Origin of the sequence: Pseudomonas sp. R38(2017), assembly GCF_002112395.1 — a bacterium.
Classification (GTDB): Bacteria; Pseudomonadota; Gammaproteobacteria; order Pseudomonadales; family Pseudomonadaceae; genus Aquipseudomonas.
In genome coordinates this window covers 149,738-171,742 of the sequence record NZ_NEHN01000013.1, presented here as the reverse complement: position 1 = coordinate 171,742, position 22,005 = coordinate 149,738, and the positions used below count along the sequence as shown (strand labels likewise).

Sequence of the window (22,005 nt, the reverse complement as noted above, 5' to 3'; positions counted from 1 at the left end):
AACGTGTAACTCATTGAGTTTCAAGGAGTTTTCCGTTTCGACTGCGCCGGAAGTGGGGCGAATTATAGGCCTCCAGAATCTGCCGTCAACCCTTAATTTCGCTTTAGGCTGGAAAGGCCTGTTTTTCGCCTGTTATAAAGCCGCAGGCTACTACACACCCACGCCCCAAAAGACATCAAGCAAGGATCCCCATGGAAGCGTCACTCGAAACCGTCGCCCTTTTCTCCCTCAAACTGGCTTATGAGGAAGAAGGCCTCAGCCCGATCTTGCGCGACGATCTGGTCATGAGTGACTACCAACGGGACGTGTTCAAACTGTTAATACGCCGGGACGACATCGCGACCATCCAACTCAAGATGAATGAATGCCTGAGTCTGGCGATGGACGCCGTGGGTGGCGTCGAGAAGCCTTTGGGGCGCGAACTGAACAGATTGTCAGTCGATTTCAGCCATGTACAGTCAATGGCCCAATTGGATGCGCCACTTCAAGCACTCAGGGGCTACCTGCAAGAGATACTGTGAATCGAGGTCAACCCACACCACCACACGCCTTCCTTTACTACCAGGCATATATAGTCGACTGCATGGATGAAGACAGTGGCGCGAGGCCTCTATTTTGATATCTTGCCATCCATCTTTAGCGCTCCCCATCGGGAATGGTGCTGATACCAGGCTTTGAAAGTTTAAGGAAAGGATCGAATGGATTTTTTGCGTTTTCTGGCATTTGTCGCGGCGTGGGGCTTCATGTGGCGGTGGGTCGTGAAAAACCGCGGTAGCTGGAACCTCATTATTGGCAACCTCATTGGTGCGGCGGGCGGGTTCATTGTCGGCCTCGTAGTATTCTCCATCAGCCTGTCGTTGTTTCCGTCTGCGCACGAGCCGAAAAGCCAGTCAGCGCCCGAAGTCGTAGATCAGGAGCCAGCCATAGCGCAGGTGCCGACCCCAGCCATTGCACCCACGCCGGACACTACGCAAAAGACCTCACCGGCAGAGTCCGCGCTGCTTCCGAATTACCGCGCCCGCGCCGTAAAATCGATATCCGAAAATCTCATCTTGACCGAGCTCGAAGAAACCTCTCTGCCGCTCATAGAAGCAAAACGCCAAGCCGCTGGTAACGGAGCAGATGCCGACAGATCTTACATGGCCGTCCTAATGTGCACTCCTCCGATGCAGAGCGCTCTGCGCTTTCCCTCTACCCAGCATGTCAAAGGGCCAGCTTTCAAAGCGACACGCTTGAAAGACCAGAACTATAAAGTCACCGGTGTGTTTGAAGCAGACAATATGCTGGGCAAAGCTGTCACCTACGATTACAGCTGTTCGGTGCAGGCAGTGCCAGGCAAGGATGGCGATACCCAGTGGAATTTGCAGGATTTGAGCCTGACTCAAAAAGCGCTCTGAAGAGCGCTTGCCGGCTGCGTTATCATCGCAGGCCTGCGTGCCAAGAGTCTTGAAGCCGGATGTCCGAATCCCTGCCATCACCCGATTACCTTGCGATCTTGCCGCCCGTGCTGGCCGGCCCATTACTACGACGCCTGGAACCTTCACGCCTTGTGATGTGGCTGGTGGGTAGTCGGACGCTTTCGCTGACTCTGCGTCTGCACGGTGTCGGGGACATCCCCCTGGATGGTAAGACATGCACGGTCATCCCCGCAGGAAAGCATGCCCACATCCATTTGATAGATGTTGTGCTAGAGACCCCACTGCCCTGCGATACCTTGATCGAATATGACTTAATGATCGGGCAAGGCGCGACCGGCATTGCCGATTGGGCGCCACATTTACTCTATGGTGAGGCCCGCTGCGCGAATTTTGTGGTGCGCTCTCGAATCGACCAGCTGCTCCATGGATCCTGTCGCAAGCCGCACCACCCGGCAGCAGATGGCTTGTTATGCGTCGACCGACTGCTCGCCGTCGAAACCAGCCCGTCACTGCGCCCGGCGCTGTTGATGATGAGCGGCGATCAGGTCTACACCGATGACGTCGCCGGCCCAATGCTGCGAGCGATCCACACGCTGATCGATCGACTCGGCCTGTTCGATGAGCACCTCGAAGGTGCTGTAGTCAGCGACAGCACCAAACTCTACGAACACCCGGCCAGCTACTACCACCGCGCGGATTTGTTACCGGCGCTTGAGAGCAACGAGACATTGCGTGAGCGATTTTTCGGCGGAACACGCAAGCCGATTTTCACCAGCAGCAGTGCTGACAACCATTTGGTGACGTTCGCCGAAGTCATGGCCATGTACTTGTTGGTTTGGTCGCCAACGCCCTGGGCATTAATCAACCCGCAACCACCGGCGCTGACGCACGAACGCCGAATGCGCTATACCCTGGAGCAGACCCGGATCGATACCTTCAAGGCAGGCCTTGGCAACGTTGCCCGAGCATTGGCGCACTTGCCGAGCCTGATGATCTTCGATGACCACGACATTACCGACGACTGGAATCTTTCCGCGCAGTGGGAAGAAACGGCCTACGGCCATCCGTTCTCCAAACGCATCATTGGCAATGCGCTGATCGCTTATATGTTGTGTCAGGGCTGGGGCAACAATCCGGATGTTTTCAGCGCATTGCTGGAGAAAACCAGACGCCTGAGCGCCAGCGGTGACAACCATTATCTCGACGCCCAAGTGCAGGACAATCTGATCCAGGAACTGCTGCGCTTCCAGAACTGGCACTTTGTGCTGCCGGCCACCCCGGCGCTGGTGGTAATCGACACTCGAACCCGACGCTGGCGCAGCGAGATGGCGCTCAAACAACCTTCAGGTTTACTGGACTGGGAAGCCCTGAGCGAACTGCAACAGGAACTGCTCGATCATCCGTCAGCGATCATCGTCTCACCGGCACCGATCTTCGGTGTGAAGTTGATCGAAACCGTGCAAAAGATATTCAGTTGGTGCGGCTATCCACTGTTGGTGGACGCGGAAAACTGGATGGCCCATCGCGGCGCCGCCCAAGTGATCCTGAACATTTTCCGACACTCGCGCACACCCGGCAATTACGTGGTGCTGTCAGGGGACGTGCATTATTCCTTCGTCTACGAAGTGCTTATCCGACATCGCAAGGCCGGCCCACGGATCTGGCAAATCACCAGCAGCGGTATCAAGAACGAATTCCCGAAAACCTTGCTGGAATGGTTCGACCGCCTGAACCGCTGGCTCTACTCACCCCGCTCACCGCTGAACTGGCTGACCAAACGCCGGCGCATGCGCATCGTGCCGTATGTTCCCGAGCACGCCGAAACAGGCGAACGCCTGTGGAATTCGGCAGGGATTGGTCAGGTTTTTTTCAATGAACAAGGGCAGCCGCAGGACATCATTCAGCACAACTCGAACGGCGCGCCGAAGACCCGGATGCTGGCGCCGGATCTGACGGATTATCCTGATTAGGATTGCGACAATATCCGACGATAGATTTACCCGGATGAAAAAATGGCTGCCGAAAAAAATCGGCAGCCATTTCAGACGATATCGTGGTGGTCAGTTTGCCTCGAGCATCCGCCCCACTCCCCTCACAATCATCCCCACCTCCCGCTCATCAATTGTCAGCGGTGGAAGCAGCCGTATCGTCTTGCCCCGAGTGACATTGATCAATAGCCCATGATCCCGCGCGGCAATCAGCGTCAGGTCGCGAATTGGCTGTTTCAGTTCGATGCCGATCATCAACCCCAACCCACGAATCGCCATCACATTCGGATTGCCCACCAGCTCCGCACGCAAGCGGCTGAGCAAGCGCTCCCCTTGAATCCGCGCGTTCTCCAGCAGACCTTGTTCTTCGATGATGTCGAGCACGGTGCAGCCAACCCGACAGGCCAGCGGATTGCCGCCAAATGTGCTGCCGTGGCTGCCCGGGGTAAACAGTTCCGCCGCCCTGCCCCGTGCCAGACAGGCACCAATCGGCACACCGTTACCCAAGCCCTTGGCAAGGGTCATGACGTCGGGAACGATGCCTTCGTGCTGGAACGCAAACCAGCGCCCGGTCCGTCCGATACCGGTCTGGATTTCGTCGAGTATCAGCAGCCAGGCGTGGCGGCTGCAGAGTTCGCGCAAGGCTTTCAAGTAACCCGGCGGCGCCATTTGCACGCCGCTTTCTCCCTGGATTGGCTCGACCAGAATCGCCACGATCCGCTCGCCGTGCTGCCGCTGCACCTGCTCCAGTGCCTCAAGATCACCAAACGGCACTTTAACGAAATCACCCGGTAGATCGTTGAAACCCAGGCGCACTGCCGGGCCATCACTGGCCGACAAGGTTCCCAGGGTACGGCCATGAAACGCATTGGCCATGACCACCACCAGCGGCTGCTCAATCCCCTTGCGCCAGCCATGCAATCGCGCCAGTTTCAACGCCGTTTCATTGGCCTCGGCGCCAGAGTTGTTGAAGAACGCCCGCTCCATTCCCGACAGCTGCGTCAGTTTCAGCGCCAGTTGCTGCTGCCAGTCGATGCTGTAGAGGTTGGACGTGTGCAGCAGCAATCCAGCCTGCTCGCTGATCGCCGAAACAATCCGCGGATGCGAATGCCCGACATTGGTCACCGCAACACCCGCGACGGCATCGAGGTACTCGCGACCGGCCTGATCCCACAGACGGGTGCCCAGACCTCTGGTGAAACTCAGGGCCAGCGGTTGGTATGTGTTCATCAGGGCGGCGGTCATGACTTCAAACTCCAGTGAAGGTCGGTGTGTTTGCAGTATGGTTAGCCACCAGAGCTGGATAAACTCGGCAAAACTTCAATCATTTAGAAGCAGGGCTTGATAATGGATTTATTCCAGTCAATGAGCGTCTACGTCAAAGTCGTGGAAGCCGGCAGCATGACCAAGGCCGCCCTACAGTGCGAAATGTCCACGACCATGGTCGGCAATCACCTTCGCGCACTGGAACAGCGACTCGGTGTACAACTGTTGCAACGCACCACCCGGCGTCAGCGCCTGACCGAATTCGGTACGGTCTATTACCAGCGTTGCCTGGAAGTATTGGGGCTTGTGAAAGACTCCGAACGTCTCGCCGAACAAACCATGGATGAACCGCGCGGTCTCCTGCGCATTACTGCGCCACTCACCTTTGGCGTCGAACGACTGGCTCCCGCACTGAGCGAGTTTTCCCTGCAATACCCGCAGGTAAAAATGGATGTGGTCTTGACCAACCGCCGACCGGATCTGATGGAAAGTGGTCTCGATGTAGCGTTCAGGCTCGGCCATTTCGAACAGTCGAACCTGATCGCCCGACCACTGATCGACTACACACTAACGGTGTGCGCCTCCCCGGAATACGTAGCCCGGCGCGGCATGCCTCTAACGCCTGAAGACCTGCAACAGCACGATTGCCTGTCATTCGCCTACCCCGCCGGCGATGACTGGCAATCGGTGGAAAAGCGCTGGCGCCTGAGTGGGCCGGAGGGTGAAATCATGATCGACGTCAGCGGGCCGATGCTGATGAACACCTCCGCCGGTTTGCATCAGGCTGCCCGTACCGGCATGGGCATCGTGATGTTGCCGGATGCACTGGTGGAACAGGATCTGCGCGACGGCAAACTGGTCACGGTGATTCCCGACTACCAACCGCCGAGCCGCCCATTGCACCTTCTATATGCACAGGATCGCTATCGACTGCCGAAGCTTCGGCGCTTCGTTGAGTTTGCGATGCAGACGTGGGGGAAAAGCTGACTACGCTTGGCATCCATCAAGCTTCTGCGACAAATCGCAATCACCCGGTCATCAAGGACTCGATCACCCAATGAAAATAGATCTGACGGTACGCGATCTTCTACCCGCCGAAACGGAATCGGTGCGGTTGTTTCTCGGGCAGCACGGCTGGGCACATCGAGTCGGATCTCCGGAGTATTTCGCGCAGTTGATTCAAAACTCGCAGCGAACGGCTGTTGCGCTATTGGGTGAACAGATCATTGGCTTCGCTCGTGGCATTACTGACGGTTTATCCAACGGCTATCTGTCGATGGTGGTCGTTGATGTGCACTACCAACGCAATGGCGTGGGCCGGGCGTTGGTAGATCATGTGATGGGCGACAACCCCGATATCACTTGGGTACTGCGCGCCGGGCGCCAGGGAGCCGAAGCATTTTTTACCCGCCTGGGGTTTGAAACCTCAGTGATTGCGATGGAACGCCCGCGATTGAAATAACGGGTACTGAATGCGACCTCGGCTATTATCCATCTTCTTCTTTTTCAGCATGGATGCTGCACGATGCTCACGATTCTGCAAAACACCCCGATACGGGCCTACGTGTTTTTTCTGCTTGTGGTTTATTTCGGGATCAAGGCGTTTTCTCCCCGCCGTGAAAGCCGTCTCTCGATGCTCATCACACCACCGGCGTTTCTGGCATGGTCCCTGTACTCCCTGAATCTGAAGATCGACCCGGTCCTGTTTTTAAGCAGTTGGTTCGGCGCGCTATTGCTGGGTGGTCTCTCGGCCTGGCTGTTTTTTTCCCGTAAGGGTGTGGTACTCGATGACTCCGCGACGGGGCTGATCATGCCTGGCACCGTGAAAATCCTGATCATGTTCCTGATGTTTTTTTTCGCAAACTATTACTTCGGATATCAGGATGCCGTAAATCCGGAGCTTGCCGCGTCCCCCGACATGCTGCTACTCAAGGCCAGCGTGTCGGGCTTCATGTGCGGCCTGATCAGTACCCGCTCGCTAAAACTCTACAGGACACTGCGAACCCTCACCGCCCGACAGTTGCCAGTGACCGCACAGTAACCATCGGACAACCGGTGATCACGACCCGTTTTTCACCAGCACCGGTTTCTCCTGATAACGCTGGGCAAACAACTGCTTCAACTGCGCCACTTTCGGCATGTCGTTGATCACAATGTACGGATAGCTTGGGTGTTCGGTCAGGAAGTCCTGGTGATAGTCCTCCGCCGGGTAAAACCCGTTGAAGGTTTCCAGCCGGGTGACGATGGGTTTGCTGTAAACATGGGTGGCGTCCAGTTGCGCAATGTAGGCCTGGGCCACTCGTTGCTGATCAGCATTGACCGGGAACAGCGCCGAGCGATATTGGGTGCCGCTGTCCGGCCCCTGGCGATTGAGTTCGGTCGGGTTGTGAGCCACCGAGAAGTAGATCTGCAACAGGCTGCCGTAACTGACCTGAGTCGGGTCGAAGGTGACTTGCACCGATTCGGCATGGCCGGTATCCCCTTCGCTGACCCGTTCGTACTCCGCCGTATTCGCCGCGCCACCGGCGTAACCCGACACGGCTTTCTGCACACCTTTGACGTGCTGGAAAACACCCTGTACTCCCCAGAAGCAGCCACCGGCAAACACCGCGGTTTCAGTGTGTGCCTGGGTGTTTTCGTCGAGTGCCGGCGGCGGAATGACCACACCCTCCTCGGCCCCGAAAGAAAACGCCGAGCACTGCGCGATAACCCCAGCTGTCGCGACGCCCAGCAGCAGACGACGCCAGATAGTTTGAGCTTTCATGTTCTGTACTCCTGATCAGCCGAAGGTAAAGGCGTAAGCCGACACGCCCGGATCGAGAAACTCGATGCTGAAGGTGCGGTCCTTCACATCAGCGGTTTGCCGTACCAATTGATACAAGCGTTGTTCGGTCACGCGACCGCTGCCGTCAGGCGCCACGTCGACACCGTGGGAATCGCCCGGCGCCTGACCATCGATCATCACTTTGAAGCGCACCGGTTTTCCGTCCGCCCCTGGGCCCAGCACCAGGTGCAGGTCGCGGGCATGGAAGCGATAAACGATACGACTGGCCGGCGCACTGGCCGTGGCGCGTTCGGCACCGACCGCCCATTGGCCGCCGAGGCTCCAGTCATTCAGGGCAAGATTTGCAGGTGTCTTGTAGGCCGCGACCTTGTCAGGCACCAGGCTGGTTTCCGGTACGAAATGTTCTGCACGCTGGTAGCCGACATAAGTTTCCGGTGACAGCACCTGGTTCATATCCGGCGCGAGTTGCACGCCTTGGGCGTCTGCGTTGATCAGGCCATCAGCCACGGTTTTCGCTCCGGCCTCACGCAACAGTTGCTGGATGACCCGTTCCGATTCGGCGTAGTCCCCTTCGCCAAAATGGTGGTATCGAATGTGCCCTTGTGCGTCGGCAAAGTAATGCGCCGGCCAGTATTCATTGTCGAAAGCACGCCAGATCTTGTAGTCGTTATCGATGGCCACCGGGTAATTGATGCCCAGTTCTTTCATCGCTTTGGTGACGTTGCCTACATCACGCTCGAAAGCGAATTCCGGCGCATGCACACCGATCACCACCAGTCCCTGATCGCGATATTTCTCGGCCCAGGCTTTGACGTATGGAAGAGTGCGAAGGCAGTTGATGCAGGAGTAAGTCCAGAAATCCACCAGCACCACTTTGCCTTTGAGTGCCTGCGCGTCCAGCGGCGCCGAGTTGAGCCACTGCACCGCACCATCAAGCGCCGGCAACTGACCTTCGACCGGCAGCGAGCCGGGTGCTTTGGCGGCCATTTTCATCGCGCCGCCGGCTGCCATCATGCTGCCGTTTGCCGCGTCATCCGCCGCGGAAATTTGCGCCATCATCGTGCCGTTGCCCTGAGGGGATTTGCCCGAGAGCTTGCCGACCAAGGCCTGTTCCAGCCCACCGGTGGATGCCGTAGAAAACCTCGCCAGAATCCCGGTATCGAGGCCCAGCGCAATGGCGGCCACACCGGCCAGCATCGCGGCCCCGAGTCCGCGCCGGATCCACTCGCCAGTCCCGATCGAACGCTTCATCACCGCGAAGACCTTACCGCCCAGCAGCAAAGCCGCAGCCAGCGAAGTCGCGGCGCCCGCCGCATAGGCGAGCAACAACAGCGTGGTGGCGATGCTTGCACCTTGCAGCGCGGCACCGGTCAGAATCAGCCCGAGGATTGGCCCGGCGCAAGGCGCCCACAGCAGCCCCGTGGCGACGCCGATCAGAAACGAAGCGCCCGGACGCGGACGACTGTCCTGGCCGGCGGCCTCCGACAAGCGACTGCCGGCGGACACCAGCGGCCGGGTCAGACGCTCGGCCAGACGCGGCAACAGCAGCGTCAGCCCGAACAGTGCAACGAACAGCAACGCGAGCCAGCGACCGTACTGATTGACTTGTACCACCCAACCGCCGCCCACCGCCGCCAACGAGGCGACGAGCGCGAAGGTCAGAGCCATCCCCGCCAACAGCGGCAAGCCACTTTTGATAAACGGCTGCCCGGTGCGAGCGAAGACAAAAGGCAGAACCGGCAGGATGCACGGGCTGACGATCGTCAGCACACCACCGAGATAAGCGAGAACCAAGAGCCACATAGTGTCGTCCTGTTGTAAGTGAAGATCGCCGGCGAACCACGACTCAGGCCGCCACGGGTTTGAAGGTCATGGCCAGACCGTTCATGCAGTAACGCAGACCGGTGGGCTTGGGCCCGTCGTCGAACACATGACCGAGGTGACCGCCGCAACGCCGGCAGTGAACTTCCTCCCGGGTCATACCGAAGGAACGGTCCTGGCGGGTGGCCACGGCGTGTTCCAGCGGTGCCCAGAAACTCGGCCAGCCGGTACGGCTGTCGAATTTGGTCTCGGACGAGAACAGCGCCAGATCGCACCCGGCACAGGCAAACGTGCCGGTCCGATGTTCGTTGTTCAGCGGGCTGCTGTAGGCGCGTTCCGTACCCTCTTTGCGCAGCACGTCGAATTGCTCGTCTGTCAGCAGCGCATGCCACTCACTGTCGCTGTGGGTCACTTCAAACGCTTCTTCGGCCAACGCCTCGTCGACCAGCACAGAGCCAGTGGATAACTTTGGCAATACACCGGCCAGAAGGGCTGCAAGCCCCAGCCCGCCGCCCGTTGCCAGAATCTGTCGCCGTGAAAACATGGCCGTCTCCCAAAATTCCAGATACCTGTCGTGGAACACAGCCTAGGCTTGGGTTGATCGCCAAATCCTCACGGGAAGTTAAACAATTCGTGATAACTCGCGCCGAGGAAAACCCGCACAATGCGTTCATCGCGCCGAAGGATTGAGCTTCATGGAACAGACCAAACGCGTCCTGGTGGTCGAGGACGACCTGCACATTGCCGACCTCATTTGCCTGCACCTGCGGGACGAGCAATTCGAAGTGGTACACAGCGCCGACGGTGACGAAGGCATGCGTCTGCTGCAGCAAGGTCACTGGGATGCGCTCATCCTTGACCTCATGCTGCCGGGAGTAGATGGTTTGGAAATCTGCCGCCGCGCCCGGGCAATGGCCCGCTACACACCGATCATCATCACCAGCGCCCGCTCCAGCGAACTGCACCGCATCCTTGGCCTGGAACTGGGCGCCGACGATTACCTCGCCAAACCGTTTTCGATGCTCGAACTCGTCGCCCGGGTCAAAGCGCTGCTGCGCCGGGTCGATGCCATGGCCCGCAACCTGAAGATGGACGCCGGCAGCCTGAGCCTGGATGGTTTGACCATCGACCCGATCACCCGTGACGTGGCCCTCAATGGCCAGCGCCTGGACCTCACTCCCCGGGAATTCGATCTGCTGTATTTCTTCGCCCGTCAGCCGGGCAAGGTGTTCTCGCGCATGGATCTGCTCAACGCAGTCTGGGGTTACAGTCACGAAGGTTATGAACATACGGTCAACACCCACATCAATCGCCTGCGGGCGAAAATCGAGGTTGATCCGGCACAACCGGTGCGCATTCTCACGGTGTGGGGTCGTGGTTACAAATTCGGCACGAGCGCAGAGCAACCATGAAACTGACCCTGACGCAGCGCCTGTCCCTGGTATTCGCCGTACTGCTGCTGGCGTGCTGCGGCACGTCGGCGTGGTTGCAGGTGCGCTCCAGCCAGATGCATGAGCTGGAGGTGGTGCAGGGTCTGTCCCGGGATCTGGCGCAGCACATCGCCCATGACACGGTGCTGATGGACAGCAACGGCCTGATGCCTGGCGCGGTGCGCGAGTTGTTCAGCCAGTTGATGCTGGTCAACCCGAGTGTCGAGGTGTACCTGCTCGACACCGAAGGCCGGATCGTCGGCAACGCGGCACCGGAAGGACGCCTGCGTCGGCAGACTGTCGATCTCGTGCCGATTCATCGACTGCTCAATGATCAACCGTTGCCGATCCTCGGCGACGACCCGCGCAGCGTCGATGGGCGCAAGGTCTTCAGCGCGGCGCCATTGCAGGTCAACGGCAAGGCGGCCGGTTACCTTTACGTGGTCCTGCTCAGCGAAGCGCACGACCGATTCGCCGAGCGCGGCGCCACCAGTGCGGCGCTTAACACGGCGCTGCTGTCCATCGGACTCGTGGCGTTCCTGTGCCTGATTGCCGGTCTGACGGCATTCAACCTGATCACCCGGCCATTGCGTCGGTTGACCGAAACCGTGAGCCAATTCGACATCGACGGCGCACCGCAATCACTGCCAGCCCCGCCCACGCCTGTGGACAAGTCCGCTGACCCGGACGAAATCGCCGTGCTCGACGCAGCGTTCCGGCAAATGCAAAACCGCCTCGGTGAACAGTGGCGCTCATTGACCCGCCAGGATCAGGAGCGCCGGGAACTGGTGGCGAATATTTCCCACGACCTGCGCACACCGCTGGCCTCGCTGCATGGTTACCTGGAAACGCTGTCGCTCAAGGACGCTACCCTGTCTCCGGAGGAACGCCGCCGCTATCTGGGGATCGCCCTGGATCAGAGCCGCAAGGTCGGCGGACTCGCGCAATCGTTGCTGGAACTGGTGCGCCTTGAACATGGTTTCGTGCAGCCTGTGCTGGAACAATTTTCCCTGACCGACCTGGTGCAGGACATCTTCCAGAAATTCGAACTGGGCGCCGAAGCCCGGAACGTCGAACTCAAGGCCTGTTTCAGCGCCAACCTGCCAACTGTCTGCGCTGACCTCGGGCTGATCGAACGGGTGCTGACCAACCTGTTCGATAACGCCTTGCGCCATACGCCGCCGGGGGGCGAAATCGAACTCGGTCTGAAACCCCAGGGTGCCCTGGTTGAAATCACCGTCAGTGACACAGGCCCCGGCATCGCCGCCGAGTTGCGTGAAGGTTTGTTCCTGCGTCCCTTCAATATCGGCGGCGCGCGGCGCGACGGCGGACTGGGCCTGCGAATCGTGCACCGGATCCTGCAACTGCACGGTCGCGAAATCCAGTTGCTCGATGTCGCAGGACGAGGCGCGACCTTTCGCTTCTCGCTGCCAGTGGATCAACAGAACGCGGAACAGTGGATCGTGCGTTCGATGAACCTGAATACGCCGGGCAAATAATCAACTCCACCGGGCCGTTGCTCCGTGACAACAACGTCCCGCTCCCCTAAATTAGTCGGCCTGAAAAAGCCCCCCGAGCTTTCTCGTCTCATCTCAAGTTAAAAAAGTAGTGAAATTTCAATGTCCGATTTCAACACCGCTGAATCCGTAGTCACCCTGTCGTCCAAAGCGGAATACGAAAACTCCATCAATCTTTCACAACACATTCCACAAGCGAAGATCATCAGCGAGATGGTGCTCGACGCGTTCCAGTCGACCCGCGAGAGCGAGCAGATCCGTGAGCTGCGCGCCGCGATCCGTCAGGCCCACGACCGCTTCGATGACGACCAGGCCTACGAGCTGATGGGCCAGCTCAAGCGTCTGAAAGATGCCGAAGCGGCCGACATTGCGGCCCTTGAAGACCTGAGCAGCAAATTCCCGATCAGCCGCATCCTGTCCAGCTTCAAGGACGATCCGGCGTTCCAGGAAATCGTCTATGGCCTGGCCCTGAAGGTGCTGAACCAGACGCATCAGGCGATCAGCAACCCGAGCGGCGGCAAGAGCAAAGCCGCGCGCGCCAAGAAAGACGTCGAGGTGTTCAGTATCAGCAAGGACGGCATCAGCGTGACCCTGCCAATGCGCACGCCGCGTTCGCGCCTGAGCGTGGATCGTGAGGCGCTGGAATTCCTCGGTTTCACCTTCGTCGGTGAAGGCGAAGAAGCAGAAATCGAAGGCGAGACCTTCGTCGACAACGCCGGCACCGAACACGCGATCAACCGCAAGAACATCATCACCGCCCTGCAACAGCAGACAGCGTTCGATGGTTACAGCATCGCTGCCCAGTAAGCGCAGCGCTGACGAAAAAGCCCCGCTCTGAATCTCAGGCGGGGCTTTTTGTTGCGCGGCTTTCAGCGATTACGCCGACGGATGTACCGCCGCGATCATGTCGACTTCGATGGCCGCGTTTTTCGGCAACTGATAGACGCCGACGGTGGTGCGGGTATGGCGGCCGGCATCACCCAGCACATAACTGAAAACGTCGGATGCGCCGTTGGCCACTTCGCTCAGGTCGACAAAGTCCGGGGTCGACTTCACATAGACCGTGACCCGCAAAAGCGCCCTGACCTTGTCCAGCGAACCGACCGCATCGACGATGAATGCCAGGCAACGCATGGCGCTGATGCTCGCGGCGGCCTGCGCGTCCTTAAGCGTCAGCTCCAGCCCTACCCGGCCGGGATACTGAATCTTGCCCTCGGTGCGCGGCACCATGCCACTGATGTACAGCTCATCGTGATGACGAACCAGCGGCGCGTAGTTGCCGCCCACCGTGTTCTCGCCATTGATGTCGTAATTAAGCTCTTTTGCCAGGGCAATGAAGCGTTCGTCGCAGGTCATCCTCTCAGTCATTTCGCCCAGCCTCTTGATCGATGCATGTAGTTGGATCCGAATCTAGGGCTTTTGCCTGGGGACCGCAACCTGTCGATTTCTGGTTAATCATTTACGCATGAACCAAAACCGCTTTGAGGGATTCACCTGCAGCGGACAACAAAAAACCCCGCTCATCTCTCGATGAACGGGGTTTCTCGTACAACGTTCGAACCTTACGGTGCGTACGTCAGCAACAGCTCGGTCGGCACCTTGAAGTCCAGGGACATCATGACGCTCAACGCGGTGATGGTGAAGATCGAAAACACGAACAGCTTGCGTGCCCAGACCGTGTCATCCACCGCCTTGTAGCCGGTCCAGGCCATGTACAACCAGTACATGCCCATGGCCGCGGCAACGGCGAGGTAGCTCATGCCGGCGTAGCCGCTGAAGGTCAGCATCAGGGTCGCCACGAGGAACGCCAGGATGTAGAACAGGATGTGCTTCTTGGCCACCTGAATTCCGCGCTTCACTGGCAGCACCGGAATCGATGCGGCCAGGTAATCGTTGAAGCGGAAGATCGCGATGGCGTAGGAATGCGGCATCTGCCACAGGCTGAACATCACCAGCAGGGTCAGCGCGGCCATGTCGAAGCTGTTGGTCACGGCCACGTAACCGATCACCGGCGGCATGGCGCCCGACAGACTGCCCACCAGCGTGCCGTGAACCGACTTGCGCTTGAGGTACAGGCTGTAGAAGCCGACGTAGATGATGAAGCCGATCACGGCGAACAGGGCAGCCAACGGGTTGGCCACCTTGTACAGCAACGCAACGCCGGCGACACCCAGGACGGTCGCATAGACCAGAGCCAGTTTCAGGGAGATCAGGCCCTGGACCAGCACCCGGTTCTTGGTGCGTTCCATCTTCAGGTCGATGTCGCGGTCGATGCAGTTGTTGAACACGCAACCGGAGGCCACGACCAGGGAAGTGCCGATCATGGCGGCCAGGAACACCGCCAGATCTACATGCCCTTTCGAGGCCAGGAAGAACCCGCCTGCCACAGAAAGCACGTTACCGAAAATGATCCCCGGTTTGGTGATTTGGATAAAGTGCTTGAGCGACATCGGGTCTACCTCACTTCGCCATCATGAACGTGTGGATGCTGAACATGATCCACAGCGACAGGCCGACCAGCAGCAGGATCACGATGGCCGTAAAGACGAACGCGATCACGTTGTTACGCTGAGCCACGGAGCGGTCCAGGTGCAGGAAGTAATACAGGTGAACGATCACCTGGATCACTGCGAACAGCAGGACGATTGCCAGCGTGGTGGACTTCGGCAGGGTCGGGAACATCACCAGGCCGAACGGGATGACGGTCAGGATCACCGACAGGATGAAGCCGATGGCGTACGACTTTAAGCTGCCGTGGCCAGCATCATGGCTGTCATGGGAGTGTGCATTAGCCATTACAGGGTCCCCATCAGGTAAACAACGGTGAATACGCAGATCCACACCACGTCCAGGAAGTGCCAGAACAGGCTCAGGCAGCTCAGACGGGTCTTGTTGGTCGCCGTCAGGCCGTGCTTGTTGACCTGGTACATCATGATGCCCATCCAGATCAGACCCGCGGATACGTGCAGACCGTGGGTACCGACCAGGGTGAAGAACGCCGACAGGAAGCCCGAACGGCTAGGACCGAAGCCCTCGGAGATCAGCAGGTGGAACTCGTTGATCTCCATGGCGATGAAGCCTGCGCCGAGCAGGAAGGTCATGAACAACCAGCCCAGAACCTGCTGCTTTTTACCTTTGTACAACGCCAGCATGGCGAAGCCGTAGGTGATCGAACTGAACAACAGCAGAGCGGTTTCGCCCAGCACGTATGGCAGTTCGAAGATGTCGTGGCCCGACGGGCCACCGGCAACGTTGTTTACCAGTACCGCGTACACCGCGAAGATCGACGCAAACAGAATGCAGTCGGTCATCAGGTAGAGCCAGAAACCGTATACGGTCATCTCGCCCGAGTCGTGGTGATGGTCATCGTGCCCATGGTCATGGCCATGGGCGTGTCCAGCATTGGTCACTAAGTTCGACATTGTTTAAGCCTGTTCCAACTTGGTTTCAACACGGGTCGCGGAAGCAGGGATCTTCCCGGCCGCTACCAGACGCTTGTGCTGCTCGGCTTCGATGCGCTCGATCGTTTCAACCGGAACCATGTAGCCCTGGTCGTCACGTGCAGCGTGGATCACGAAGTAGATGACAGTGCCGGCCAGGCTGGCGATCGCCAACCACCAGATGTGCCAGATCATCGCGAAACCGAATACGGTCAGCAGTGCGCCCATCACCACGCCAGTGGCGGTGTTGTTCGGCATGTGGATCGGCTCGTACTTGGCCGGAGTCTGGTACGCAGTACCGTTTTCCTTGGCTTCGGTGAACGGGTCGATGCAGTCAGCCTTAGGCAGCACAGCGAAGTTGTAGAACGGAGGTGGCGACGAGGTCGACCATTCCAGGGTATGGGCATTCCACGGGTCACCGTGTTCGCACATGTTTTCCGGCTTGTTGCGGTCACGTACCGAGACGTACAGCTGGATCAGCTGGCAAGCGATACCCACAGCGATCAGGATCGCACCGAACATGGCAACGTACAGGTACGGTACCCACTCAGGGTTGGTGGTAGCGTTCAGACGACGGGTCATGCCCATGAAGCCCAGTGCATAGAGCGGCATGAACGCGACGAAGAAGCCCGAGATCCAGAACCAGAACGCTGCTTTACCCCAGCCTTCGTGCAGCTTGAAGCCGAACGCTTTCGGGAAGTAGAAGCCGAAGCCTGCGATGTAGCCGAATACCGCGCCGCCGATGATCACGTTGTGGAAGTGCGCGATCACGAACAGGCTGTTGTGCAGAACGAAGTCAGCACCCGGGATGGCCAGCAGTACGCCGGTCATGCCGCCGATGGCGAAGGTCACCATGAAGCCCAGGGTCCACAGAACCTGGCTGGTGAAGCGCAGACGGCCCTGGTAGATGGTGAACAGCCAGTTGAACAGTTTCACACCCGTCGGGATGGAAATCAGCATCGTCGCCAGACCGAAGAAGGCGTTGACGCTGGCACCCGAACCCATGGTGAAGAAGTGGTGCAGCCAAACCATGAAGCCCAGTACCGAGATCGCGCCCGAAGCGTAGATCATCGAGTGGTGGCCGAACAGTTTCTTGCCGGTGAAGGCCGAGATCACTTCCGAGAAGATGCCGAAGGCCGGCAGGATCAGGATGTAAACCTCAGGGTGGCCCCATGCCCAGAACAGGTTGACGTACATCATTGGATTGCCACCAAGTTCATTGGTGAAAATGTGGAAATCCATGTAACGGTCAAGGGTCAGCAGTGCCAGGGTAGCGGTCAGGATCGGGAACGAAGCCACGATCAGAACGTTTGCCCAGGTGCAGGTCCAGGTGAAGATCGGCATGTCCATCAGTTTCATGCCCGGGGTACGCATTTTCAGCACGGTCGCGAGGAAGTTAACCCCCGTTAGCGTTGTACCCAGACCCGATAGCTGTAGCGCCCAGATGTAGTAGTCCATCCCCACGCCAGGGCTGTATTGCAGACCCGACAACGGTGGATACGCTACCCAGCCAGTCTTGGCGAATTCGCCGACGCCCAGGGACAGGTTGATCAGCACGACGCCGGACACCAGCAGCCAGAAGCTCAGGGAGTTCAGGAACGGGAACGCAACGTCACGGGCGCCGATCTGCAGCGGCACTGCAAGGTTCATCAGGCCGGTGAAGAATGGCATCGCCATGAAGATGATCATGATCACACCGTGAGCGGTGAAGATCTGGTCATAGTGTTCAGGTGGCAGGTAGCCAGGCGAACCCTCGGTGGCCATGGCCAGCTGGGTACGCATCATGATGGCGTCGGCAAAGCCACGCAGCAGCATGACCATGGCAACGATGATGTACATCACGCCGATTTTCTTGTGGTCGACCGACGTCAGCCACTCGGTCCACAAGTAAGTCCACTTCTTGAAGTAGGTGATTGCAGCGAACAACGCCAGACCACCGAGCGCGATCATCGAGATGGTGACCATCACGATCGGCTCGTGGAAAGGGATCGCTTCCCAACTTAATTTACCAAACATCGTTTACTCCTCTGCCCCGGCAGCTGAATGCGAATTCGAGTCCATATCCGTTGCCGCCACTTCTTTCTCTTTCTTCTCGTGCTTCAGCGGCTTGCCCGGTTTCATGCCTTCGTACTTGTCGACGATGGTCTGGAACAGGTTCGGCGTGACCGAGGAGTAGAGCTCGACTGGATTGTTCTGGCTTGGCTTGGCAAGGGCTGCGTATTCAGCTTGTTCAAGCTGTTTAGGTGCCTTTTTGACTTCACTTACCCAGGCGTCGAAATCTTCCTGAGAAGTTGCGATCGCTTTGAATTTCATACCGGTGAAACCAGCGCCGCTGTAGTTGGCGGAGATACCGTCCATTTCAGCGTTGCGGTCAGCGATCAGGTGCAGCTTGGTGGTCATGCCCGCCATCGCGTAGATCTGGCCGCCCAGGCCCGGGATGAAGAACGAGTTCATCACCGCGTCCGAAGTGATCCGGAAGTTAACTGGCGTGTGCGCCGGGAACACGATCTTGTTGACCGTGGCGATGCCTTGTTCCGGGTAGATGAACAGCCACTTCCAGTCCAGCGCGACCACTTCGATGGTCACCGGCTTGACGTCGGACTCGATCGGACGATACGGATCCAGCGAGTGGGTCGACTTGTAGGTGATGTAACCCAGGGCAATGATGATCAGGACCGGAATGGTCCAGACTGCCACTTCGATCTTGGTCGAGTGCGACCATTTCGGGGTGTAGACGGCGTTCTTGTTGGAGGCGCGGTACTTCCAGGCGAACAGGAAGGTCATGACGATGACCGGCACAACGACCAACAGCATCAGCAGCGTAGCGGTGATGATCAGGTTGCGCTGTTCCAGGCCGACCTGGCCCGTTGGATTGAGCAAGGTCATGTTGCAGCCTCCCAGCAACAACGTGCCGAGCAGCGGCACTAGGCCTAGTAATCTGGGGTACCTGTTTTTACTCATCTCACGACCTCTAAAGCAGCTTGCGCAATGCAGTTGGGTTTTGATCGCCAACACTTCACCCTGCCAAGGGTTGGCATTTTCTTTGGATTGAATAAGGGCCGCCCGTCGCGCGTCAGACGCTCGACAAATCCTGGGACAGCGGTCAGTTCTTATTCGAATTCGTGGTCAAAGGCCTTGTTACAGACCAATTCCATTTGGTGCGGAAAGTTGGAAGGCACCGACACCTGGGTGTCTCGCAAGCCTTTCGGCCCCTCGACACCCGACTTCCTGCTCAGTTCCTTATAAAGGCTGAACAGTGCCGGGAATTCAGTGCGGGCGATTGTAGATAGGTAGCGCCCTATACACCATGTCTTATCCCGAAATAATTTTTATCGCTCAGAGCAACAATCCATCACCGTTTTTGCAAAAGTTCCGCATGTTATCGAAATTGATTCTCAACAAAAACACCAAAAAATGTAGGTGTACCTGGCTCGGATCAGACAGTTCCGAAGACTTTTTCCGACACCGTGAAGCGCTTAAACCCCGATAACCCAAGGGCTTTGGCCAATTGCCACAGGTTGTTAAAACTGCCTGCTCCGGCACCAGCGTCCCAAAGCCGAAAAACCCTGAAACAGACCAATCCTTTTTTGTAACAACACTCCAATCCGGGCCTGCGAAAGACACTGCGACACGGCGTGTGTGACAACATGTCGCACACCTGTCGCACCGTCCCTTGCCGTTCGTCACGACGTTTTCACAAAGACCCTGAAATGCAAAACGCCCCGATTTGCATCACTGCAAATCGAGGCGTTTGTGTTATCGGCGCACAGGCCGAAAAGTTGACTCAGCGCAATGCTTTTCGGTTGCGCGAGGTCAGCAGCGGCACCAGGATCACCACCAGCACAAAGGCCACCAGAGCCCATTGCGCCAGCGACAGGCCAAGAATCGGCGGGTACGGCGTCGAGCAGAAACCGTCTACCTGAAAGCCCAGCGGGAAGATCTTCGCCAGCGGCAGGTCATCGACGATCGGCTGCAGCACATCGATGCCACAGCTCACTGCCGGGTAGAACTGGGTGTACACGTGATGCCCGGCGACACCGGCCCCGGCAATCGCGCAGATCACCACCAGCACTTCGAACACGGTGATGCTGCGGCGGGTGCGCATGGCGGCGCCGATAAACGCGAACAGCGCGATCAACAGCAAGGCATAACGCTGCAGGATGCACAGCGGGCATGGCGCCTCGCCCAGCACGATCTGCATGTACAGCGCGCCACCGATCAGCGCCAGGCAGATGACGCCCAGCAACACCAGATAGCGCCGTTCACGTCCCAATCGAATCGTTTCCTCGCTCATCGCGTTTCCCTTTCATGTCCATGGTTCAGCTGGCCGGCGGCTGCGCTTGCAGTTGCGCCATCAGGCTGATGTTGTCTTCGATATGCCAATTGGCCGCAATGCGACCGTTGTCGATCTGATAGATATCGGTTGCCCGGAAGTCTACACGCTGGCCCTGCCCTTTGAGAGCCTTGAACGTACCAGTGAAATGCCCGCGAAAGTGCAGATGCACCACCACGCGATCCCCGGCGACGATCATTTGCTCGATCTCGCAACTCAAGTCCGGCACCGCCGTGCGAAAGAACTTCGATGCCAGCAGCGGCCCGGTCGGCCCTTGCACCCGGCCTTCCGGCGGGGTCTTGTCGACAAACTGCGGCGACAGGGCCGCCGTGGCCAACGCCTCTTCGCCACTGTTCCAGAAACTGCCGTAACGCCGCGCCGCCAGTTCCATTGCATCACGCTGGGCCTGGGGCAGGCTCTGATCGACGATCAGGGTCTGCGGCTGGATCAACGCGGATTCGGCAAAGGCAAACGGACTGGACAGCAAGGCAATCGACAGGCCCAAAGTGGCCAGGCTGAAACGGCGGGAGGAAGCGAAGTGCGGCATGGGGGCGATCCTGATCATGTAAACGAACGAGCGCCTATCATCAGCATCGGGGAATAAACGATAAACCGGTTAAGAAACGATTAACCTTTAAACACTTTTTAAGAATCAGAACCGCTCAAAAAAAGCGACCCGAAAATCTCGGGTCGCTCATCAGGCTTATTCCAGAGCCGCCGCCGGCCCGAAGAACTCATACCGGCTCTGCTTCTCCGGTACACCCAGCGCCTTCAGGTGACGCTTGATCGCCCCCATGAAGCCTTTCGGCCCAAGGAAATAAGCGTCCACATCACGCTGTTCCGGCAGCCACTCACCCAACTGCTCCTGGCTCAGCAACCCGACCTTGTCCGCCACCGGGCTTACGCCATCGTCTTCGGCGTAGCAATAGAAACGCTTGAGTTGCGGATGACGCTCGGCCAGCCCGTCGATCCAGTCACGGAACGCATGCACGCTGCCGTTGCGCGCGCAGTGAATGAAATGTACCGGACGCTCGGTTTCCAGCGCTGCTTCCAGCATGGCCAGAGTCGGGGTGATGCCGACGCCGCCGCTGATCAGCACCAGCGGTTTGTCGCTGGCAGTCAGGGTGAACTCGCCTGAAGGCGGGAATAACTGGATGCTCGCACCGACATGCAGTTGATCGTGCAGGTGATTGGACGCGCGGCCGCCCGGTTCACGCTTGACGCTGATGCGGTACTGACCTTTGTTGGCCAGGGCCGACAGCGAGTAATTGCGGCGGATTTCTTCGCCGTCGAGGATCAGCTTCATGCCGATGTACTGACCTGGCTCGGCCACTAGGATCGGGCCTTTGTCTGCAGGCTCGAAGTAGAAGGAAATGATTTCCGCGCTCTCCTCGACCTTGGCTGCGACGATGAACTCTCGCGCTCCGCGCCAGCCGCCGACGGCTTGTTCTTTCTGGTCATAGATGGCGGTTTCCGCGCCGATCAGGATATCGGCCAACTGACCATAGGCTGCGCCCCAGGCACTCATCACTTCCGGGGTGGCGATTTCTTCGCCGAGCACTTCGGAGATGGCGCGCAGCAGGCAGGTGCCGACGATCGGGTAGTGTTCCGGCAGAATCTGCAACGCCACGTGCTTGTTGATGATCTTGGCCACCAGATCGCCCAACTGGTCGAGTTGATCGATGTGGCGGGCGTACATCAACACGCCGTTGGCCAGGGCACGAGGCTGATCACCGCTGGCCTGGTGAGCCTGGTTGAACAGTGGGCGGACTTCCGGGTACTCGGAGAGCATCATCCGGTAAAAATGGGTGATCAGCGCTTCACCGCCGCTTTCCAGCAGAGGCACAGTGGATTTGACGATGGCACGATCCTGGACGCTAAGCATAAGGGTGACTCCTGAGCTTTTTCTAAAAGTGCCTTATGTATTCCAGCAATCGTGCCAACTATTTTTTCTATATAAATCAATAAGTTGAAATTTATGTAGTCAGATCGACACAAGCACCTCTA

Annotated in this window: 22 protein-coding genes; 9 read left to right on the top strand and 13 right to left on the bottom strand. The window is 58.3% G+C overall.

The genetic code is table 11. The features are described from left to right. Positions 1-191 precede the first annotated feature (191 nt). From CAF87_RS27105 to CAF87_RS27095, 3 genes are all read left to right on the top strand, one after another. Positions 192-521, top strand: coding sequence for a hypothetical protein (locus CAF87_RS27105; protein ID WP_085733699.1), 330 nt, complete (start codon positions 192-194; stop codon positions 519-521). A gap of 177 nt (positions 522-698) precedes the next feature. Beyond that, positions 699-1,397: a hypothetical protein gene (locus CAF87_RS27100; RefSeq protein ID WP_085733698.1), complete on the top strand. Its 699-nt coding sequence runs from the start codon at positions 699-701 to the stop codon at positions 1,395-1,397. 59 nt (positions 1,398-1,456) lie between these two features. Further along, entirely contained in the window at positions 1,457-3,388 is a 1,932-nt protein-coding gene (locus tag CAF87_RS27095; RefSeq protein ID WP_085733697.1) for an alkaline phosphatase D family protein, read from the top strand. A 90-nt stretch (positions 3,389-3,478) separates the two neighbouring features. On the opposite strand, the gene CAF87_RS27090 is transcribed toward CAF87_RS27095, so the two are convergent. Beyond that, positions 3,479-4,651 (bottom strand): aspartate aminotransferase family protein, encoded by a 1,173-nt coding sequence (locus tag CAF87_RS27090; protein ID WP_085733696.1) that lies wholly within the window; start codon positions 4,649-4,651, stop codon positions 3,479-3,481. A 102-nt stretch (positions 4,652-4,753) separates the two neighbouring features. Here CAF87_RS27090 and CAF87_RS27085 point away from each other — a divergent pair, with 102 nt between their 5' ends. The 3 genes from CAF87_RS27085 (at position 4,754) to CAF87_RS27075 (ending at position 6,713) form a co-directional block, all read left to right on the top strand. After that, positions 4,754-5,659: a LysR family transcriptional regulator gene (locus CAF87_RS27085; protein WP_085733695.1), complete on the top strand. Its 906-nt coding sequence runs from the start codon at positions 4,754-4,756 to the stop codon at positions 5,657-5,659. Between the two features lie 70 nt (positions 5,660-5,729). Next, a complete protein-coding gene (locus CAF87_RS27080; protein ID WP_085733694.1) occupies positions 5,730-6,134 on the top strand; it encodes a GNAT family N-acetyltransferase in 405 nt (134 codons plus the stop codon). A 63-nt stretch (positions 6,135-6,197) separates the two neighbouring features. Further along, positions 6,198-6,713, top strand: a complete 516-nt coding sequence (locus tag CAF87_RS27075) for a DUF6622 family protein (protein ID WP_085733693.1) — start codon at positions 6,198-6,200, stop codon at positions 6,711-6,713. An 18-nt stretch (positions 6,714-6,731) separates the two neighbouring features. Here CAF87_RS27075 and msrA read toward each other — a convergent pair whose 3' ends face one another. From msrA to msrB, 3 genes are read right to left on the bottom strand one after another with little or no spacing between them, the layout of a single operon-like run. Next, on the bottom strand, positions 6,732-7,436 hold the full coding sequence (gene msrA, locus CAF87_RS27070; RefSeq protein WP_085733692.1) for a peptide-methionine (S)-S-oxide reductase MsrA: 705 nt from the start codon (positions 7,434-7,436) through the stop codon (positions 6,732-6,734). A gap of 15 nt (positions 7,437-7,451) precedes the next feature. Continuing rightward, the gene (locus CAF87_RS27065) at positions 7,452-9,260 is read right to left on the bottom strand and encodes a cytochrome c biogenesis protein DipZ (RefSeq protein WP_085733691.1); all 1,809 of its coding nucleotides are present in this window, start codon (positions 9,258-9,260) and stop codon (positions 7,452-7,454) included. 43 nt (positions 9,261-9,303) lie between these two features. Next, the gene (gene msrB / locus CAF87_RS27060; RefSeq protein WP_085733690.1) at positions 9,304-9,822 is read right to left on the bottom strand and encodes a peptide-methionine (R)-S-oxide reductase MsrB; all 519 of its coding nucleotides are present in this window, start codon (positions 9,820-9,822) and stop codon (positions 9,304-9,306) included. Positions 9,823-9,973: 151 nt separating this feature from the next. Between msrB and CAF87_RS27055 the strand changes: the two genes are divergently transcribed. The 3 genes from CAF87_RS27055 to CAF87_RS27045 all read left to right on the top strand — a co-directional run bounded on the left by CAF87_RS27055 (position 9,974) and on the right by CAF87_RS27045 (position 13,032). Next, entirely contained in the window at positions 9,974-10,690 is a 717-nt protein-coding gene (locus CAF87_RS27055) for a response regulator transcription factor (protein WP_085733689.1), read from the top strand. Beyond that, positions 10,687-12,207: a HAMP domain-containing sensor histidine kinase gene (locus CAF87_RS27050; RefSeq protein WP_085733688.1), complete on the top strand. Its 1,521-nt coding sequence runs from the start codon at positions 10,687-10,689 to the stop codon at positions 12,205-12,207. The genes CAF87_RS27055 and CAF87_RS27050 overlap by 4 nt, the downstream gene beginning before the upstream one ends. A 120-nt stretch (positions 12,208-12,327) precedes the next feature. Continuing rightward, the gene (locus CAF87_RS27045) at positions 12,328-13,032 is read left to right on the top strand and encodes a hypothetical protein (RefSeq protein WP_085709373.1); all 705 of its coding nucleotides are present in this window, start codon (positions 12,328-12,330) and stop codon (positions 13,030-13,032) included. Positions 13,033-13,101: 69 nt separating this feature from the next. Here CAF87_RS27045 and CAF87_RS27040 read toward each other — a convergent pair whose 3' ends face one another. From CAF87_RS27040 to hmpA, 9 genes are all read right to left on the bottom strand, one after another. Beyond that, complete coding sequence (locus CAF87_RS27040; RefSeq protein ID WP_085709372.1) at positions 13,102-13,593, bottom strand: RidA family protein; 492 nt, start codon at positions 13,591-13,593, stop codon at positions 13,102-13,104. 194 nt (positions 13,594-13,787) lie between these two features. Next, positions 13,788-14,675 carry a heme o synthase gene (gene cyoE, locus CAF87_RS27035; protein WP_039765651.1) on the bottom strand — a complete coding sequence of 296 codons (888 nt, stop codon included), beginning with the start codon at positions 14,673-14,675 and terminating at the stop codon, positions 13,788-13,790. Between the two features lie 10 nt (positions 14,676-14,685). Beyond that, the gene (cyoD, locus tag CAF87_RS27030) at positions 14,686-15,021 is read right to left on the bottom strand and encodes a cytochrome o ubiquinol oxidase subunit IV (protein ID WP_085733687.1); all 336 of its coding nucleotides are present in this window, start codon (positions 15,019-15,021) and stop codon (positions 14,686-14,688) included. Further along, the gene (locus CAF87_RS27025) at positions 15,021-15,647 is read right to left on the bottom strand and encodes a cytochrome o ubiquinol oxidase subunit III (RefSeq protein WP_007956720.1); all 627 of its coding nucleotides are present in this window, start codon (positions 15,645-15,647) and stop codon (positions 15,021-15,023) included. Before CAF87_RS27025 ends, cyoD begins: the two co-directional genes overlap by 1 nt. A 3-nt stretch (positions 15,648-15,650) precedes the next feature. After that, positions 15,651-17,681 (bottom strand): cytochrome o ubiquinol oxidase subunit I, encoded by a 2,031-nt coding sequence (gene cyoB, locus CAF87_RS27020; RefSeq protein WP_085701769.1) that lies wholly within the window; start codon positions 17,679-17,681, stop codon positions 15,651-15,653. A 3-nt stretch (positions 17,682-17,684) separates the two neighbouring features. Then, entirely contained in the window at positions 17,685-18,626 is a 942-nt protein-coding gene (gene cyoA, locus CAF87_RS27015) for a ubiquinol oxidase subunit II (RefSeq protein ID WP_065261342.1), read from the bottom strand. Between the two features lie 823 nt (positions 18,627-19,449). Beyond that, positions 19,450-19,959, bottom strand: coding sequence for a disulfide bond formation protein B (locus tag CAF87_RS27005; protein WP_085709370.1), 510 nt, complete (start codon positions 19,957-19,959; stop codon positions 19,450-19,452). 25 nt (positions 19,960-19,984) lie between these two features. Next, positions 19,985-20,545, bottom strand: a complete 561-nt coding sequence (locus CAF87_RS27000; protein ID WP_085733686.1) for an ester cyclase — start codon at positions 20,543-20,545, stop codon at positions 19,985-19,987. A 156-nt stretch (positions 20,546-20,701) separates the two neighbouring features. After that, positions 20,702-21,883 (bottom strand): NO-inducible flavohemoprotein, encoded by a 1,182-nt coding sequence (gene hmpA, locus CAF87_RS26995; RefSeq protein ID WP_085733685.1) that lies wholly within the window; start codon positions 21,881-21,883, stop codon positions 20,702-20,704. Between the last annotated feature and the right edge of the window lie 122 nt (positions 21,884-22,005).